The sequence below is a fragment of the Shewanella abyssi genome, from assembly GCF_023284025.1.
Lineage (GTDB): Bacteria > Pseudomonadota > Gammaproteobacteria > Enterobacterales > Shewanellaceae > Shewanella > Shewanella abyssi.
The window spans coordinates 1-17,808 of record NZ_JAKIKR010000043.1; the positions used below are offsets into that span (position 1 = coordinate 1).

Annotated in this window: 12 protein-coding genes and 1 tRNA gene; 4 read left to right on the forward strand and 9 right to left on the reverse strand. The window is 43.1% G+C overall.

The annotated features are described in order from the left end of the window. Positions 1–265 precede the first annotated feature (265 nt). Entirely contained in the window at positions 266–724 is a 459-nt protein-coding gene (locus tag L2755_RS16410; protein ID WP_248981758.1) for an LPP20 family lipoprotein, read from the reverse strand. Beyond that, on the reverse strand, positions 725–1,354 hold the full coding sequence (locus L2755_RS16415; RefSeq protein ID WP_248981759.1) for a FlgO family outer membrane protein: 630 nt from the start codon (positions 1,352–1,354) through the stop codon (positions 725–727). Positions 1,355–1,673: 319 nt separating this feature from the next. Here L2755_RS16415 and L2755_RS16420 point away from each other — a divergent pair, with 319 nt between their 5' ends. Together L2755_RS16420 and L2755_RS16425 are read left to right on the forward strand one after the other, a co-directional pair. Then, positions 1,674–2,843, forward strand: a complete 1,170-nt coding sequence (locus L2755_RS16420) for a flagellar assembly protein FlgT (RefSeq protein WP_248981760.1) — start codon at positions 1,674–1,676, stop codon at positions 2,841–2,843. A 92-nt stretch (positions 2,844–2,935) separates the two neighbouring features. Further along, positions 2,936–3,011, forward strand: a tRNA-Arg gene (locus L2755_RS16425). Between the two features lie 192 nt (positions 3,012–3,203). Here L2755_RS16425 and L2755_RS16430 read toward each other — a convergent pair. Continuing rightward, positions 3,204–7,109, reverse strand: a complete 3,906-nt coding sequence (locus tag L2755_RS16430) for a Dyp-type peroxidase (protein ID WP_248981761.1) — start codon at positions 7,107–7,109, stop codon at positions 3,204–3,206. A gap of 578 nt (positions 7,110–7,687) precedes the next feature. Here L2755_RS16430 and L2755_RS16435 point away from each other — a divergent pair. Then, the gene (locus L2755_RS16435; protein WP_248981762.1) at positions 7,688–8,680 is read left to right on the forward strand and encodes a putative porin; all 993 of its coding nucleotides are present in this window, start codon (positions 7,688–7,690) and stop codon (positions 8,678–8,680) included. 234 nt (positions 8,681–8,914) lie between these two features. Here L2755_RS16435 and L2755_RS16440 read toward each other — a convergent pair whose 3' ends face one another. The 6 genes from L2755_RS16440 to L2755_RS16465 all read right to left on the reverse strand — a co-directional run bounded on the left by L2755_RS16440 (position 8,915) and on the right by L2755_RS16465 (position 16,824). Beyond that, positions 8,915–9,736 carry an HNH endonuclease signature motif containing protein gene (locus L2755_RS16440; protein ID WP_248981763.1) on the reverse strand — a complete coding sequence of 274 codons (822 nt, stop codon included), beginning with the start codon at positions 9,734–9,736 and terminating at the stop codon, positions 8,915–8,917. Between the two features lie 630 nt (positions 9,737–10,366). Then, positions 10,367–10,669 carry a hypothetical protein gene (locus L2755_RS16445; RefSeq protein WP_248981764.1) on the reverse strand — a complete coding sequence of 101 codons (303 nt, stop codon included), beginning with the start codon at positions 10,667–10,669 and terminating at the stop codon, positions 10,367–10,369. A gap of 2 nt (positions 10,670–10,671) precedes the next feature. Then, the gene (locus L2755_RS16450) at positions 10,672–10,869 is read right to left on the reverse strand and encodes a hypothetical protein (RefSeq protein ID WP_248981765.1); all 198 of its coding nucleotides are present in this window, start codon (positions 10,867–10,869) and stop codon (positions 10,672–10,674) included. After that, entirely contained in the window at positions 10,866–13,460 is a 2,595-nt protein-coding gene (locus L2755_RS16455) for a hypothetical protein (protein ID WP_248981766.1), read from the reverse strand. Before L2755_RS16455 ends, L2755_RS16450 begins: the two co-directional genes overlap by 4 nt. After that, positions 13,457–14,542, reverse strand: a complete 1,086-nt coding sequence (locus L2755_RS16460; protein ID WP_248981767.1) for a hypothetical protein — start codon at positions 14,540–14,542, stop codon at positions 13,457–13,459. Before L2755_RS16460 ends, L2755_RS16455 begins: the two co-directional genes overlap by 4 nt. 299 nt (positions 14,543–14,841) lie before the next feature. Then, positions 14,842–16,824 carry a methyl-accepting chemotaxis protein gene (locus tag L2755_RS16465; RefSeq protein WP_248981768.1) on the reverse strand — a complete coding sequence of 661 codons (1,983 nt, stop codon included), beginning with the start codon at positions 16,822–16,824 and terminating at the stop codon, positions 14,842–14,844. A gap of 497 nt (positions 16,825–17,321) precedes the next feature. On the opposite strand from L2755_RS16465, the gene L2755_RS16470 reads away from it, so the two are divergent. Then, complete coding sequence (locus L2755_RS16470) at positions 17,322–17,801, forward strand: DUF2947 domain-containing protein (protein WP_248981769.1); 480 nt, start codon at positions 17,322–17,324, stop codon at positions 17,799–17,801. Positions 17,802–17,808 lie beyond the last annotated feature (7 nt).

The window sequence follows — 17,808 nt, forward strand, 5'->3', positions numbered from 1 at the left end:
ATCAAAAGCCAAAGGGTGTTTTCTGTTGATTTCCTAGCAGGACGTAGTCTGTCCTAGCAGTGAGCTGGCGAACGTCCTAGTACCTAGTACCTTCTCAGCTTTCAGATAGGTGCTAGCAAAGCATAAAATCAACATCAAAAGCTAAAGGGTGTTTGCTGTTGATTTCCTAGCAGGAGGTAGTCCGTCCTAGCAGTGAGCTGGCGAACGCCCTAGTACCGAGTACCTATCAGGCTGAAGGCCTCCTTAGCTGCTCAGCAGCCCATCTTCAAAAATAAGTGATCTCTTTTACTTTTTGCGAACGGTTTTGCTGCTGATATAGTGCCCAGACTTGTTCAAAGTCCAATTCCAACTCAGTGACATAATGCTCACCAGCGGGATAACTCTTAACCACCTTGGCACCACGGATCACGCCAGAGACCGAAGTTTTGATCTCATCATCCGATAACATCCAGTCACTGACCTGGCTTGAGGCTGCCAAGTGTTGGCCGTACACCTGCTCAGCCAGCTCGCGATAAGCGGCAATCTTTGACGCTTGCATCGCCATTAGTACCCGTTGCGCCGGGTCTGATGAGGGTTGGTTAGCCAAGGTGGCATAACCAACGGCTGTCAATGTCGGAAAAGTCTCTGGCGCTTCTGTCTCATACTGTACATAACGGTCCTGTGCTGAACAGCCACTTAAAGCGACTAAGAGCATTACCGCCGCACATCGAATCATTGCTTTCATCTACTGGGCTCCCACCACTGTTGCCATTCGCTGCCCTGCATTTTCAGAGCGGTACAACAAACCATTCTCAGACACTACTTTTTCAGCGCGGCTTAACATGCCAGACATCGACGCAATGGGTACAAAGCTTTGTGCAACAGAAACCACACGGTTATTACTCACGTCAACAATACGGCTGTAAATCACCATACCGTCTTTGTCTGGGCTCATCGTGGTGACCACCACATGCCTGACATCGATATCTGCTGGTAACTGCTGCCAATCTCGGCTCAAGATAAAGTCACCCGTTTGAGTGACGCGCAATGTTTCGGCCACGTTCATGTCGACCAGATTAAACTGGTGATCATGTAATGCCGCAATTAGCCCTTGCTGGTACTGCAAGCCCAATTCATTGGTGGTCGCTAAATCCGACAACATCACCGGCGTTGCCACTAATAGCGGCTGCGTAGGTTTTAAACTGTCGTTTTGCCTGACGAGCTCATTAACCATCTGTTGCGACAGATAGTTAATCGATGACAGGTGCGGCAAGCCATTGCCGCTCACTAGCGTCTGCTGGCCAGACGCTTCGGTCTGCGTGGTTTCACAGCCTAGCACCAGCAGTAGCGGCAGCAAGATTAATGTCTTATACATCTTTTTATTCCTGTTATGCAGCAACAGAGATTGGCCTATTTGAAACAAAACCATCTACTTGTCGTCAGTAGAAACGGCGCTTTGCTTAAACGGCGGCCAACCAAAACTTATATTGTTATCTACAGCAGTTATCGGCGCAAACCTGAGAAACTTTATCGCTAATTCCATGCGACTAACTCAATAAAGGGCATAGATATTGCTTATTTCAAGCTTATCGATTCAGACTGTCATTTTGTCGGCAAGCAATTGCACCTTTTTTTGACAAACAGTCCCCCTATATTAAGCCGAATATGTTGGCCTAAAGACTTGGAAGATTAATATGAAACTGGCTTCACGTAGCATTATCACTGTCATTCTGGCTTGCTCTTTTATGATTACAGCGCCAGTGCAAGCAAAGTGGATCCAAGCGAGCGGACAAGCCAAGATTGTCGACAACAACTTAGCAAAAGCCCGAGAAAATGCCATAGAGCAAGCAGTGAGTTACGCCACCTTAAAAAGCGGCGCTCGTTTTTCGAGTGAGCAAACCGTCAGTAATGGCCAACTGGTCAATGACAGCTTTACCCTCACTCGCAATGCACAAGGCCAAGCGGTAGAAATGGTCAGCGAGCTTATAGAAGATGACTACATCACCGTTAATATTCGTATCGACATCATTGAGTCGTTTGAGCAAGCTTGCCAAGCCAATAATTTAAAAGCCTCTATTTTAGTGCCACAAGCCTCAATGAAAGACAGAGCACAACTCAGATACGGCAATCTCGGCATGTTCGAGCAAAACCTGTCAGAGCAACTCGCCCAAGTCATTGAAACAAACTCAAGCAGCAGCTTTACCCACCTGCACGCTAATGAACGCTTAGATGTAGATCAGGCGTTAGTTGATATTAGAGGTTATAGATTGCCCAGCTGGTTAGGTGAGATCACCGACAGCCAATACATATTATTGCCCGAGATCATCGATATATCACCCGAGCCCTCGACCCGCACATTTGGGTTGTGGGAAAATGACCCTATGCGTGCATTCCAGTTTAGGTTGTCGCTATTTCATGCCATTAGCGGCGAAAAGGTGTGGAGCAAGCAATACGCGCAATCCGCTGAATGGGAGTTTTCACTGCAGCAAACGGTAAACTCCAATAGCGATCAGTTCTGGCGTTCTGAATATGGTGACATGATCAGCACGATATTAATCCAAGCCAGCCAAGATATTGACGAAGCACTGAACTGTCGCCCGCTTTTAGGCCAGGTCGTTGCTAGGCAGGCTGATAGGATCATACTCAACCTAGGCCGACGTAACGGTATCCGTGTCGGCGATACGCTGCAATTGGTTCTGCAACAAAATATGCCCGATAGATTGGATAACATGCGCGCCGTTGCCGGCAAGAGCAAAGCGACTATCACTATCGACCAGGTGACTGAAGAAAGTGCCACTGCAGTGCTTAAAGGCGTGAGTGCTTCACTGAATATTCAGATCAATGATCTGGCGATAAAGCTCTAGCCGAGTAATAAACGAGCAAAATAAGCAAATAAATTCAAAGACTTTGTATACACTCTTTTCATCTAGAGTAAAACCAGTATAATCACTGGCGTCTCCCTATAGCTCAACAGGATAGAGCAGTCGCCTCCTAAGCGATCGATCGGGGTTCGAGTCCCTGTGGGGAGACCATATACGACCTTTTGTATTTGCAATTCAGTACCAAGAATCTCAACACCATGCTGACAATTTCGATTTTTTGTAGCCTTTAGCGTTCAGGCAAAACAAAATACGATAGTCGCTATTCCCTTGAGAACTGCCCATGTAACAGCTAGGTATTCAAGTTAAGAAGACTCAACTTAAATACCCGCCTTCACATTTATGTTAATTCACAAACGGACATTGCCCATCAGGTACAGATACAGGTCTACGCTTGTGTTGTTCCTGCACAGCTGGAAATACCGAAGTAAAAAAGTTAGTCCAACCGCCAGTCCTCACTCGCAATAGGTCATACTTTTCAGGGTGCGCAGTTGCATCGCTGAAGACCTCAGGATTAGCCACTGTAACCGTCAGCACATTGGAAGAGTTTCCTTCCGCAAACTGCTTCAATACTTTAACAAGCTCTTCTTTAGGAAAGTCTTCTCTAATATTAAAGTCAGTAGGAGCGCCTTCAGTCATCTTCTGCGAGCCAGTACCATTAAAACCTGCTAATGATTGACCAAACCCTGCATACTGGTGATCTACACTTCGATCTGCGGGGCTCGGCGCAGCACTTAGATCTGAAGCTATACTGGCACCACTTCTTCTTCCATCAGCACTTGCTCCACTGCCAGCTCCAAATGCCACAGTATTTTCAAATGTGCCAACCCCTGGCTGTATTTGAAATCCAAAAGGAAACTCCTCACTTCCAAAGGATTTGGCAAGCTTAGCCATAATTTTTTGAGATGCTAACCATGGCTCAGTAAATGTCTCTACAGCAATATCTGCAACCTTACTAACTATTAAGTCACCGAAAGCATCAATATCTTCATCTCCGCGGCCATAACGAGGTAGCTGTAATGCTTTCTCTCTCAGACGCTTGAACCTGTCTGAGCGAGCGCTTATACGCCCCTCTCCCGCCAAACTACTAATAAATGGCTCTGTCATTTTATAGCCCCAGTCACAACATAGACATTCGAGTAGTTCAGGTAATGTTGTAATCGCTTCTTTTTCATCAAACACTAGCTGCTTAATTGAGTAGAGCGAGTTTATCGTTGAACTCAAACCTGTGTAACAAGGGCCGAAGATGTTGTATTTTGTCCCTCCACTGTAAAAATCTTGGCCTTTCTCTATACAGCCATCCATGAAATTATTAAGCAGTGGCGCAGGACAGAATTTACTATTTGCACCATAAGTCTCTAACTGCTGATGTATAGCTTTACGATTTAAATATTCAAAATGTTTAAAGTACAGCGCTAATAAGGCGTCGAAACTGTCAATTTTATCTACTGGAGAAAAAGCCAAAGACTCTACTTTTCCATAGAGAAAAGTTTCACCTGCTGAGGCATATGTTTTGCCGTTATTTATGGCACACTCCAATGGTGTTAGTGTGACGAACCCACCAAGGGCGAACCAGTTTTCACCCGGGAATTGTGGCTCATAGCAGCCGTCACACCCATAGTTTTGTGCTGAAACATCTGTTACGTCAGAGTTCCAAGTACCATCACTTTTATCCGCGATATCTCCCCCACCAACACTTTTACCACTTCCTTTTAGCCCTGCGATAATTTTTTCGTCATTAAGTAAAATGGGATGTGCACCACCAGAAAGAATAGCATCAGCGGCCTCTTGCAAGATCTCTTCGGGCATGTCTTTTCTAGTCCGTAATGAGAGACAAGGCGCATTAAGAGGTAACCTTGCTGATGCACGTATAAAGAGTTTGGTCACATCATTATAAGCAGGCTTGCTGGTCTCAAATGGTTCCCCATCTGCTACAGTTCCGCCGACTGTAATTTGTTGAATCCATTGCCCAAGTGATGCCCCTTGAGGATATGAAGCTGAACTTCCTCCCATTGCAAGATTACCAAATGGCTGATGATCTTCCATAAAGACTCTGTTCTGCTGAACTTTTTCATCTAGTTTGACGTAAAAGGCATCAATTGCCTCCTGCGCTTCATCTAAGCTAATGCAATCATCATCCAAAAATGGCTGTAACAATTGATCCATTCTTCCAAATGCAGTTGGTTCGCCAGTCAGGTGTAAACAATTATGAATGGTGAAAATTAGCTGTAATGCATCTATAAAACACTCTGGCTTGTCCGTTGCGAGCTTTTTCATTCGATTGGAAATAGTTTTTAAATTCAACCTTTCTTTTTCTTCACCATCACTCAGGTTTTCTGCTTTGCTTTGTGCCAGTTCAGCATAACGGAGACAATACTCACTAATACCTTGTAGAGATAGAATTGCCGCCTGATAGAAATCTTCTTCCGCTTTATCACATGATCCTGTCTTCATCTGCTTGGTATCGGCGATTAATTGACCTAGGCCTCGCTCAAGGACTTTTTTGAAGTTGGGGATAACATGACCAACACCTGAAGCTTCACTCAAACCTTTGATAAAGCCATCAACCCTTTCACTTTCAGTGAGGTATTCCATCACGTACCGTCCCTCCCCTAAACTAAGGTTAGGCATTGCTCCAACAATAATCTCTTCGGGAGAAATGCGGAAAGTGTCAGAACCATAGATGACTTTACCAACTTCAGGATCATGTCCTGGATATGGCAAAAGGCTACCATCGTCCAGCAGGATTTTTCTACCACGGAAGCCGTACTCTTTTGAAGTGAACAGATGCAGACTCAATCTTGTTGCCCAGCCCTTACGCAACATCACAGACTCTAGCATGATGCTTTCGAGCTTATCTTCACCGTGGTATTGCTGCATGTAATGTTGAAGATTATGAGCAATCTCATCCTGCTTTCTATTTATGTACCAGTTATCTTGCCAAAGGGAGAAAGTGTTTTCTAACAGGCTTAACACTCTTGCTGAAGGAGGGTTATAGGTAAGCTTATCCTCTGCAGACATTGTCGCCATTCGGTTAAGGTAGTTTTTATGGTTGTAATACATAAGGCCATTTTCAGATCTTTGCTCAAAATGTCGGTCTAGCCTTGACCAATCGACCCCAGGAAAAGCAGACCAGTCCCCAGCTTCTAACTTCGAAAAATCATTAGCGTAATCATTGTTGTTCTCTAGTGAAAGATCCTGGACGCTCGGTATATAAAAGAACCCACCTAGATCTGATTTTATATGGTTGAATAAACGGTCATCCATATAACCTAGAGTGCCACCAATTTGGTTATTCATGATGTTTTCTAGAATTGTCACAGACTTGGCAAAACCGGCGAAATATATGCCCTCTTCATCAGCCACCGTGGTCCCCTTCGCTACCCGAGTACAGCTTTTGGTCGATGCTTTTCCGAACGGAAGGCCAAGACGCAATATAGGGGTATTATTTCCTTGATCATCCTGCATTCTTGCCGACTTTATATGTGAACGCTGGTCCCTAGAAGGAATAATGGTGTCGTCGGTTTTACGCCCAATCAGATCTTCAATCTGATCTTCAGTCATACTATTTATTTGATCCCAATTTATAACGAAACGTTGCGCAAGCACATAAGATGAACCTATGTGCTCTATATCCTCTACCCCGGTAATGGTGTGCTTCGCAATTGAAACAGGATCTGCTGGATTATTGAGATTTTCAGAGAAGCGGCAGCCTAAGACTTTGCCTTGTTTACCATCATCGTACTTAGACTTCGATGCTGCAGTGACATCAACACTATTCGCTATTACGCCTGCTAGCTCTGCTTTTATAAACGCCAATATTTCTTGGCAAGCCGTTTCACTGTCACTCTTAATATGGAACCAAAGATCATCGTTAGAGTCAGTAAATGAACCAGAAGAACGCTTAAAAACACTTGATTCCTCTGGGGTTTCCCCTTCAGGAGAGCTCAATGTCATTCCTTTTGGAACTTCAATCCCTTCGCTTTGACATATTCTCTTCCATCGTGGCAGGGATACCCCCAAAATCACCGAAGAGTGACGGTTTTTTACATTAGGGCTGTTATGAATAAACTGCCGTGCTTTGGCAACAACGGTAGCGAGTCTCTGTCGGGATATATCTGCACTAAGCGCTATAGTGGTAAAAATGGCATGTGGTGCTGGGTAGACCAACCCACGCTGAGTATACTTCCAGATTTCTTTCAACCGTTGATCATAATTTAAATCGATAAAACCTGCATTTTTATTAGTCACATCAAAGTCCTTTTATAGTGATTGATTTGTAATATTCAACAGTTTACGCATTGGTAAATGCTAAACCGTTGTTGCCACCGCAATGAAGATAGATACTCATTTTATATCCAGCTTAAGTAGCGGTTCTGTAAACAGTCATCAAGCGAATAGAGCTTAGTATAGGGTCATTCGAGAGAGTGACTATAACCATTATATAATCAGCTAATAAACTTTCCTTCTGTTCACATTCTCTTGTAACATACTATTTTATATACAATTAAAACATTAGTAAAAACGCAGAGGAACAATCAGCAGATAACCGGCATATTGGGCAAACTTGCAGATGAACAGATCTTGAACTGACATAGACAGCTGGCGATCTAACTCAGCTTTTCATTTTTTTCACGCTTATATTTTCATAAACACTTATAAAGAAATCCATAGATGTTAAGTGTTTACATTTAAACCACTGTTCAGGTATATTACTGATAGCAAGGAGGCAACGAGTTGATTTAATGGGCTTTAAATATATGTAAAATGCATATCTTAAGCATTTTTATATCCAGCTTCTTTGTAATTAACTCAAACAAGGACGTAATATGCACAAGAACAGCTTATATTTTGCAGTACTGTTAGGACTTTTTTCCACCTCAGCTAAAGCCAACGACAATAATGCCTCTACTAATACTTATCAGCATGAAGCCAATGTCAGCTATGGTAGCCATACCGATGATTTGGATAACGGACTCTGGAGTGTAGATTACCGCTTTTATTTCACGCCGGTCGATAGCCAAAATGGTCCCTACGCACTCAATGGTTTTCTGGCACAAACATCTAACCTCGAGGCACAATATGCTCAAGTGAGTATACTCGATGACAGTGTATCTTATAGTATCGACGGCACCTATGTACTGGACTCGAATTGGTTTGTCGCTGCCAATTATAGCGAGGTCGACTTAGACGATGACGCATTCATTGTAGCTCTTGGGGATGACATTTCTGCATATGGATTTAGCCTAGGTTACTATTTTAATCAAACTTCTGAATTTTCATTGTCCTATCAAACCAGCTCAAGCTCAGGTAGTCGCTCTTTTGGCAACGATGTCTATTCCCTCTTTACGAGTTCGGAAATAGACAGTAAAAGCTACTCGGCGCAAATACACAGTTTCGTGCCATTACAATCATTTTCAGGTTTAGATTTTCTCGCTAAATGGAGTTATATTGATAGTGACTATGATTATATTAGCCAATCGATTGATAACGACGGTACTAGCAACTATAGCGGAAACTCTCAAATAGATAGCAATATAGTAAACTTAAGCGCTGATTGGTACATCACAAAGTCATGGTCTGTTGGCGCCGGTTATTTATGGAGTCAATATGATACCGAGAGTAAGTACATCTCTACTTATGGTAATAATCAAGACAGTAATGATGACAGTAACAGCTCCTACTCGATTTCAAGCTCATACTGGTGGCAGATATCTCAGCTCTTCGCCGCAAAATTCAGTGTTGCCAAACAATTTGGTTTAGACGGTGATAATACCCCCGATGGCTTTATGGTCGGTGTATCGCTCAACGGTCGCTTCTAATCCAAGATATGTCCCGTCCTGAAATAGGTTGACGCTTTTTATAGATGAATGGGTTATGCACATTGAACGCTTTAAATAAGCCAAATCTGAATAAGAGAATCGACCTTAATAGCATTTATAGATTTTTTAGTTGAGTACTTTGGCCACGAATAATGGCTTTACACATGGAAGGGTTGGTACTTAAATGCAATATAGAACAACAGCTTACTTTAGCTGCTGTTCTATAAGTTGGGGTTAGACTATCTCTTTATCATTTAGATGATTAAAAATCTTCTGATGATGGGCTAGATTGTCTTCAAATTTTTCAAGGTCTGCGGCATTCATTCTGCCAGTCGCGAGTGCATCCCCTTCATTGATCCCTAATTGTGTCATTAGTGAACTGTCTAAATCATCAGCCAGTTTCAATCTATATTCACGGCCAACTTTTCTAAAAGTGATTCGATGTTTCTCAAATAACTTATCGATATGAGCACACAATAGAATGCCATTAGCACCCTCTAGTCGCTCTGCGGTATTTTCACAATTGCGCCAAACTTTAATATGTGAAGCAACAAGCATCTCTTTCACTGGTGTCAGTGTTAACGCGCAGGTTTCACTGCCCCATACGCTGATGACTGCTTCTTTAAATGTTCCTAGGCCTATACGCGCGTTTATAGCGTGTCTTTTTTCTAAATCAGATAAAGTCGAGTCAGACACATCGATAATATCTTCGCCCATCTCACCGTCGTTGATCATGTCATTATTACTGATGCAGAGGGATAATAGACCTTCAAACTTTTCACTGTCTTCTCTATCCTTTTCCGATACGTTAACCGAAGAATGAACATACTTAACCGCCTTGCCTTTAGCTGAAATGAGGCTGCAAGCAGGGTTTCTTTTTTCATGCTCAAAATACGGATGTTGTCCCTCTTTACCCAGCTTCATTAGCTTGATAGAGGCATGGCACTCTGGGCATCTGCGTAAAATCCCAGTGCTCCCATGTAATGATTCAACTGGAATTAAACGCCAAACACCACAAATGAGGGCTTCGCACACAGAATTAGTTAGCTGTATCATATTGTTCCTTGTGATTTTTTATTATTAACAAATAAACGATTAAACATCTCTTGCCTGTCTTGCGGCTCTCTCTTTTATTAACCTAGAACCTCTAATACTCGAACCTAGCACTTAAGATACCAAGCTCACCTTTGACCGGCTCCACATTTAAATGGGGATCTAAGTGGCAATAGCGACTTGCTGTGATACTGGCTATTATTCAGAGCTCTGTGTATCGACCGCTAGCTAAGACCCAAGAAGCGACTATTAACTAGCATCTTGATAGAAAGAACGATAGCCGCCTATGAAACTCAAACAGGCAATGGCACGACTTAGTGCAACGATAGTGACACCTTTGCCCTACTGCGTACAGCAAAGCCTGCTCATTCGGTAATATGGCGGGAGAAAAGTGAGGGTTCTGCCGCTAATATGGACAGTTATATAGGAAGTTTTAGCAGTGGAGGCCTATGTTTGGTTGTTCTCGCCAATGGTCTAATTTAATCTTGAACCAATAAGTTAACTTTAAGTCCCATTAAGTACAAGTTAACAGCTGTCAAAAAGTGGCTGCTCTGTCTCTTACAGAGATAGAGAACAAGGCACTTGTCAGCACCTTGCCTTTATTCCCATCCTACTTGAAGATGGGGATAATACTTATAGCGCTACTTTCTTTCGCTCAATTTCAAGCAGGGCTAACATCAACTGACGCTCTTTTGGCGACAGTGACTGTACCGCTTTTTTCACATTCTTTTGGTAACGGTCCAGTGTCACTTTGTCATTAGCGATTGCCATATCTAATGTTTGTTCGTATTTGCTCAGTAAACCATTGAGCTTCTCAGCATTTTTCATGTTGGTCGTATGGGCGCTATAGGCCAAATATAAAACAACGACCAAGGTCAGTAAGCTAAATATATCAAACTCGAAAGAGAATCTTTTTTTGTTAGTTTCTGCTGTCATGGTTATTGTTCCGTAATCATTGAAAGTTTAATTTTTATAATTTCAGTTTGCTTCGCTGCATCACTTATTGCTTGATGTTCTTGGTAATTAAAATATTGAATGCAAGCCACTAAAACACCGGCGGCGAGTAGCAATAGCAGTTTTTCTGCTAGTTGTTCTGCTATCCATTCAGTGCTGGAAAGGAACATCTTTTTTATCATAGGACAGCCTTACATTTAGGTAACTCTTCATAATCGAAGAAGTTGACGTTGATTGAGTCACTTATCATCTGGGCATCAACCACCCCGAGCACAAAGCAGCGGTATTTTTTGTTGCGTTTAAGCTCAAGTAGAATCAAATTATTTTGCCCCTTCTTGTGCAATGTATTTAACAGCGACAGCGTAGCAGGCTGATTATTAAGATAAGCCGCCATGTTTATTTCAAGCTTTTGCATTAACGACTCTTTGCCAATATCACCTTGCCCCAATTTAAGCCAATACTGCGGGTCGTCGAAATTAGAGGCAAACTCAGACACCAGTCCAGCCACATCAGGCTTATAGAAAAACTTTTGATCTGCGAGCACGCCAATATCGGAGTTTTGCAAAAAGTTAGGCATATTAACCGAAGTCACTTTTTCGTTCTCAAGTCGCACTCCAATATACGCCCCCACATTCAAGTCTTGCTTAAGTACCGTTATATTGGTGTCGAAGGGTTTGATAACCTCGCCAAAACCATAATGCTTTGGCAAAAATGATAGCCAGGTATAAGCAAAATCATCATAGGCACATAAAAAGTGTTCGTCGTGTTCGGCGATAGCTTCGACAGGCTGAGCTTGATCTTGCAGTTGATATGGCGGGCGATACTTAATGATTTGTCCAACCAATTTCACCACGGTTAGGTCCCGATAGGTTTGAAAAATTCCGTTTTCAATATCCAGAACATAGCCAAAGCCGATGGTAAAAAACTTATCAAATGGGTCAACCGTACTGAACGCTTCTGCGAAGTTCCCCATCATCACGTGATAAGCATTTTTATCTGCCATAGAGTTACCTACCGGCACGCCAAAAGCCAATATACCCGCGAGCATTGCTAGGGTGAGGTAGCCTTTACTCTGTGACCACAAGTACACACCTAGTTTGATAAACAACAAAAAGATAGCCAATAAACTCGCGGCGATACTCATCGGCGGAATAACGGCTAACTTGACGGCATCTTTACCCAGCATGAACATACTGCCACCAGGAGAGAAAGCCGCAGTCGCAGCGGTCGAGGTCACCATTTTAATAAAGGAGATATTGTCTTGTTTGGCGAGCCATAGTTTTTTGTATTTTCGCTCCGAAATACTCGGGGTAAATTCCGCTAAATAGTAGTTACCCAAGGTTTGTTTGGCGTATTGAGTCACCTGGGGTAACCGGGCAAAGCCGACTCTGTCTAGACGTGGTTTTGTTACTGAAAAAGTAGCGTTTTTGCGGTAGTCATTCCAAAGTGCTTTGGCACGGCCTTTATACTTGGCTTCAATGGCTTTATGTAGCCCTCTTTGATCGCTTAAGGTCCAATCGTTAGCAACAGTGACCCCTTGCTTTTTAAACACATTCACTGCGACGGATACCGCTTGAGATGAACTATTATATTGCTCGTATTCCATATCTTCTGGAATACCATACTGTCGGTGTAGGTATTTTATCCGCCCACGCTCGAACATCGACATAAGGTAGTACTTTGACTTAAGCATTTTGGCAACGGTGATATCGTCAGCGGTCAGGTAAACACCGAATGATTCGCCAGTGTCGTATTTGAGTGTGCTTAGGTACTCGGCAAAATCGACCTTTAGTTGCTGGCGGCAGTCTGATTTACAGCTTGAGCTAAAATAGTCATCTTTGACTGAGCTATAGCCTTTTCTTATGGCATTATTAGCATCTTCAGCCACATCCTTACGGTAATTGTCCGCATCAAGTAGCGCTTGTGAATAACGTTTCCAATGGTCAGTAATGCTGGCATTCGCTTGATTTAATAACGACAGCCTTTCTTGTTCAATCAGGCTATAGTTGTTCTCTTTCTTTAATGCCACTAAGTACGCTTTACTGGCTTTTTGATAGCTTGCCAGCTCTTGTTTATAGGTACGGTCAAACTGCCGAATACGGGGGATGGCCTCGGTAATAAAAGACACTTCTTGGCGATTCAGCAGAAATTGGTCAGCCATGTTTTCTAAGTTCGATTCAATCAATTGATTAAATCCTGCTGAGAAGTAAGCCAGAGATGGAATGAGCGCCACCATTAAATCTTTGCGCTGGGGATCGCTAACAATGTCGTCAAACTCGGGAAAACCTTCAATTGCGACAGTTTCCGCCAAATAGGCCTCTTTATAAACAATCGCTCTAACTGCACTGAGTTTTTTGTCGTTAGAAGTGGTATCGACAACACCATCAACGGCAATCCTCAAACACGGGATAATTAACGCCCATAGCAATACCAGTAACAAAGGACGAAAAACCCCATTGATGAGCTGAGCCGTTTTAGGTTCAATCGGTTTATTGGCCACGACTTTTTTGGCTTCATCACCAATAAAAACATTAAAAATCTTCGCCGGTATAAATGTCGCTAAAGCCAGTGCTAAACCAAATCCGGAGAGGGTTCTGCCAAATAACTCTAACCTTTCGGCAGTCATTCTGTGCTCACCAAAGACCGCTTGAATAGGTTGGGCATACATGTCGATTAACAGTATGTTTAGCGATAACTCTAAACAGACATAAACCATAAAGAGCGACAGCAATAGTAAGATTTTTGCTTGCTTTGAAAACTGACTTAATATCATTTTTGTTGTTTCTTCATGATGTATTTTTGAGTTGTGACCGCGGTATCGCCATCTTGCTGTCTATCTAAGCAGTATCGATAGAACTCATCACCAGGCTTAAGCTTACGACAGCGATTGCTGTCAACTTGATGACTCAGCGGATAACTTTGCTGTAGGTTATCAATCGTTAAATATTGACCAGAACTCAGTAGCCGTTGTTGCTCATCGAGACGATTAAAATCCCCATTGGACGGTAATACATTGGCAAGTAATACCGCGTTAACCTTTAATGGCGGCGCTATGATCTTTTGGGTTGGCGCAGGCACCGCACTTTTATTTGCCTGCATGCAGGCCATTAATGGCTGCGTGTCTACAACGATTGCGATAGGCTCTGCCACATTAAAACTATCGACGCTCATTAATATTCGTTTTCGCGCATCTGACGTCAGTTGAGTCGGGGCGAGATATAGATGAGATTTACCAGGGCTGTCTGACACAGCTTTAAAGCCTGATTTTTCAACTTGCGCGACATACTTATCAGCAACCACAAATTGCAGAGGATGCTTTGGAAGTTGCGCCTTAATCGAATCAATCAACTGCTTTAGGTTTGAGCGGGTTAACTCAGGCTCAGGTCTGATGATAATCACATCACGGCTCATGAGCCTTGGTTTTAAGGCTAGCAGCAAGGTGTTTAAAGTCAGTTGGCTTGGGGTTTTACTCTGGACTTGAGCAAAGTCATTGTCGGTATCAACCACAAGCCAGTCGTTATTGACCCTTGCTACATCAAGGTAAAAGCCCGAGAGTAGATCTTGATGCTTACCCACATATTGAGGAAAAGCGCCTTGAGTGACCCGATAAATGAGCTGTGACTGACAAACACTTTGGTTAATCGGCAGCACCTCTCCCGTCTCAGAGATAATCAGGTTCCGATGCTTTAACGCAATTTGTAATTCACGGTGCTGGGGAAGAGTGCTTGCGTGAGCTGCCAATGAGCTGCTGACTGAAATAGCCGAAACATAATGATCGGGTCTTTTATCTACCGCGCAGCCCCAAAGCAAAAAAAACAGCAAGAAATATAGCGAGATTGTCCTTAGTAACGACACAAAAAATCCTTCTTTATTATCATGTGGGCAAAATAATACACCCACCGCGCAAATGCAACAGATTGTAATTAAATGAGTGATTTAAGTGTGCAAGTTGTGCGTCAGCAGGGCCGAACATTAACAATATACGTACGCAAGCTTATCGACTTGACCGAGTCTGTTGCAGCAGATTTAATCCCAAATGGTGCAGACGCAGCAGTGTCAGTGACAATGAGGAGCAGTAGAAAATGAGCCAGCTATTGCTGGCTCCTATTGAAAATATAATGCTGCGGACTTTAGCGCTTATAAGTAACTGTTAACTAACTTTTTAGCTTAAACTGCGCTGTTAGGGAGTACAGTTGCTGCGATAGTTTATCGATATGTTCGCTTGCTGCGGCGACCTGCTCTGAGCCCGCGGCATTTTGAGCCGCTGTATCATTAATCGCAGTAATGCTCTGGCTTATCTCTTGTGCTGCTAATGACTGTTGCACTGTGGCCGTGGCAATCTGCTCGGCATTGGCCGAAATACTTTGCATCTCTTCCATTGCCAGCTGAATCGACTCTTTACTGCCACCTGCAGCGTTAATGGTTTTTTGCGTATGATCACGGCTTTGCTTCATTACCGTGACGGCGTTTTGAGCATCAAGCTGTAGTTGAGCAATCATCTCTTCAATGTCTCTCGTGGATAACTGTGTTTTCTGTGCCAGTTGACGCACTTCATCGGCCACCACAGCAAAGCCTCGGCCTTGCTCTCCGGCCCGCGCCGCTTCGATGGCTGCATTTAACGCTAACAGATTCGTTTGCTCTGAAATCCCTCGAATAACGTCTAGAATTGAACCGATCCCCTGGCTTTTAGATTCAATCTCGGCAATCACTTCTGTGGCAGTGCCAACTTCCTCCACCAGCTCATGTAACTCATTGATGGTGTTAGCCATGCTGTTAGTTGCAAGTTGTGAGGTTGCCGTGGCATTTTTCGATAAATCAGCCACTGAACGCGCATTTTCTGAAACACTTGCAATTGTTTCAGACATTTCATACATAGCGGAAGAGACACTTTCAATGCTGGCTTGTTGCTCTTGCAAACTGGCACTGGCTTGCACACTAGCACTGCTAGTTTGCTCTGCTGCGCTCGACAGTTCGGTAGTCGCATGGCTCAGAGTGGTTATCATGCGAGTCAAGTTTTGGCTCATCGATACCATTGACGCATAAACCCCGGTATTTTCGCTACTGAACGCTAGATGGGTGGTCAAATCGCCTGCGGCTATTTTCTCAGTCAATAAGCGCATCTCTTCGGGTTCACCGCCTATGGGGCGCAAAATTGATTTTGAGATCACCCATGTAGCGATAAGGATAATGCCCAAGGTTAGCAGGGTGATCACTATGATGATGCTCTGCAGGTTTTTCAGTTCGGCAAAGGCTTCTGCTTCATCAATTTCCGCCACTAACACCCAGTTTAGCCCCAAGAAATCAACCGGGCTGTAGGAAGACAGTACCGGATGTCCGTTATAGTCGATGATGTGATCCGTGCCAGATTTGCCTCTAAGGCCCGCTTCTGTTGCTTGGGTTTGCACGCCATTGTGGCGAACACTGCCGGCAAAGCTGGCAACCACCGAATGACCGACAGGATCTAAGAATGAGTCAGAACGCATCTTGTGGTCCTCGCCAACAAGATAGGTCTCTCCGGTCTCCCCCATCCCTTCACGCAGCTGCATTATTTGGTTTATTCTTTCGATTGATAGCTGCAGTGCAATAACGCCAATAAACTTGCCATTAACCTCTATAGGCTCTGCGATAAAGCTCGCAGGTTCATCATTACTTGGCGCATAGGGCGCAAAGTCTACAATCTCTAATTTTCGGCTTAAACTGACTCGTTGGAACAGCGTTCCCAAACCCGATTTGTTGTAAGGCCCAGTCTTGAGGTTTGTTTGATAGTCTGACTCTTTCGCAACGGTATAAAATACCTCCCCCTCATCATCAATAATAAACAGATCGTAGTAATGATATTCTCTGATAAAAGACTCAAAAAAGCGATGCTTAAACTTTGCCAGCAGTTCAGGGCTAAGCTCAGAGTCGAGCTTTAGATTGTTTGACCATACACTGTTTATTAAAGAGAGATCTTTCTGCGTCTGCTCAAAATAGTTTTCCAACTGCTTTTTCTTGATCTCTCTTGCTGATGTCAGCTGATTGTAAGCTTGCTTTTCAATGCTGTGGCTGGTGATGTACAGGGAGAAAAAAGCAATGATAGCTGCAGGTACCATGCCTAAAAAAATAAACGAGTATAATAATTTGTATTTTAATGTCATAAAAGTATTCTTAACTTATTATTTATTAATCATTTGATTTTATTGTAAATAAATATGCTTTCAAACACTCAAAGATGAAATCAAAAAGACAAGACTCCATACTGCACATAATATTCAATGAAACATTATTGTAACTTGCAACGCCGCAAAAGTACGCACAGATCACAAGATAGACCAAAAGTGCGACCTTTGTGGTGCTAAATAGCTATTTCTAAGTAACTTACTCTAAATAATCAATAAATACTCATATTATGCAGACTAATAGACTCTGAAAATCAAGCTCGAAGCCCTTGCTAAGTGTAGGTCTACTTAGTATTTCGCAACGATTTAGCTTGTTTTTCGTACGCTTGCCACATCAACACAAAAACCCCCTAGCACCCATCAGTAAAACCAATAGCAACAATTAAAAGCTTAACCCTCTATGCCCCTATAATCGGTTTGGGTATATAATGCTGGGCACTGCGTTTTAAGCTAATTAAATTCAACAGAGAGGCCCTGTGTCTGATACCTATATTCCATTAGAACAATACAAACGTAAGTGGATTTTTAATCACAAAGATCTGCCTGTTACCGATGAAGATAAAGCACTAATTATGCCGCTTTCTCAAAAAGCATCGATGGAAGTTTGGAATAAATGGATAAGCAATAAAAGTAGCTGTGCTGAACAATTTGGTAAAGGTGATTGGGCAGCAAAGCAAGACGCTTGGGCATTACCGGAACCTTGGCAAAGTGCTTGGGACAGCGAAGACCCCGCGCTACCAGAGCCTATCGCCGAGCATATTAAGTGGCAGGATGCAGCCAAGGTCTATTTTTGCTATGAAAAGTATCAAGTGATCGAAACCCGTTGGGATGTATTTGTTAGAAACTGGAAATGCTTTCTGTTTTTTGACGATGGTCCACTGCTTATTTCACCGAAGCAAAAGCAAGCTATCATGTTTCTTCAAAGTGGTGAGTATCAACTGGGTGCACGTGGTTAATCGCTGC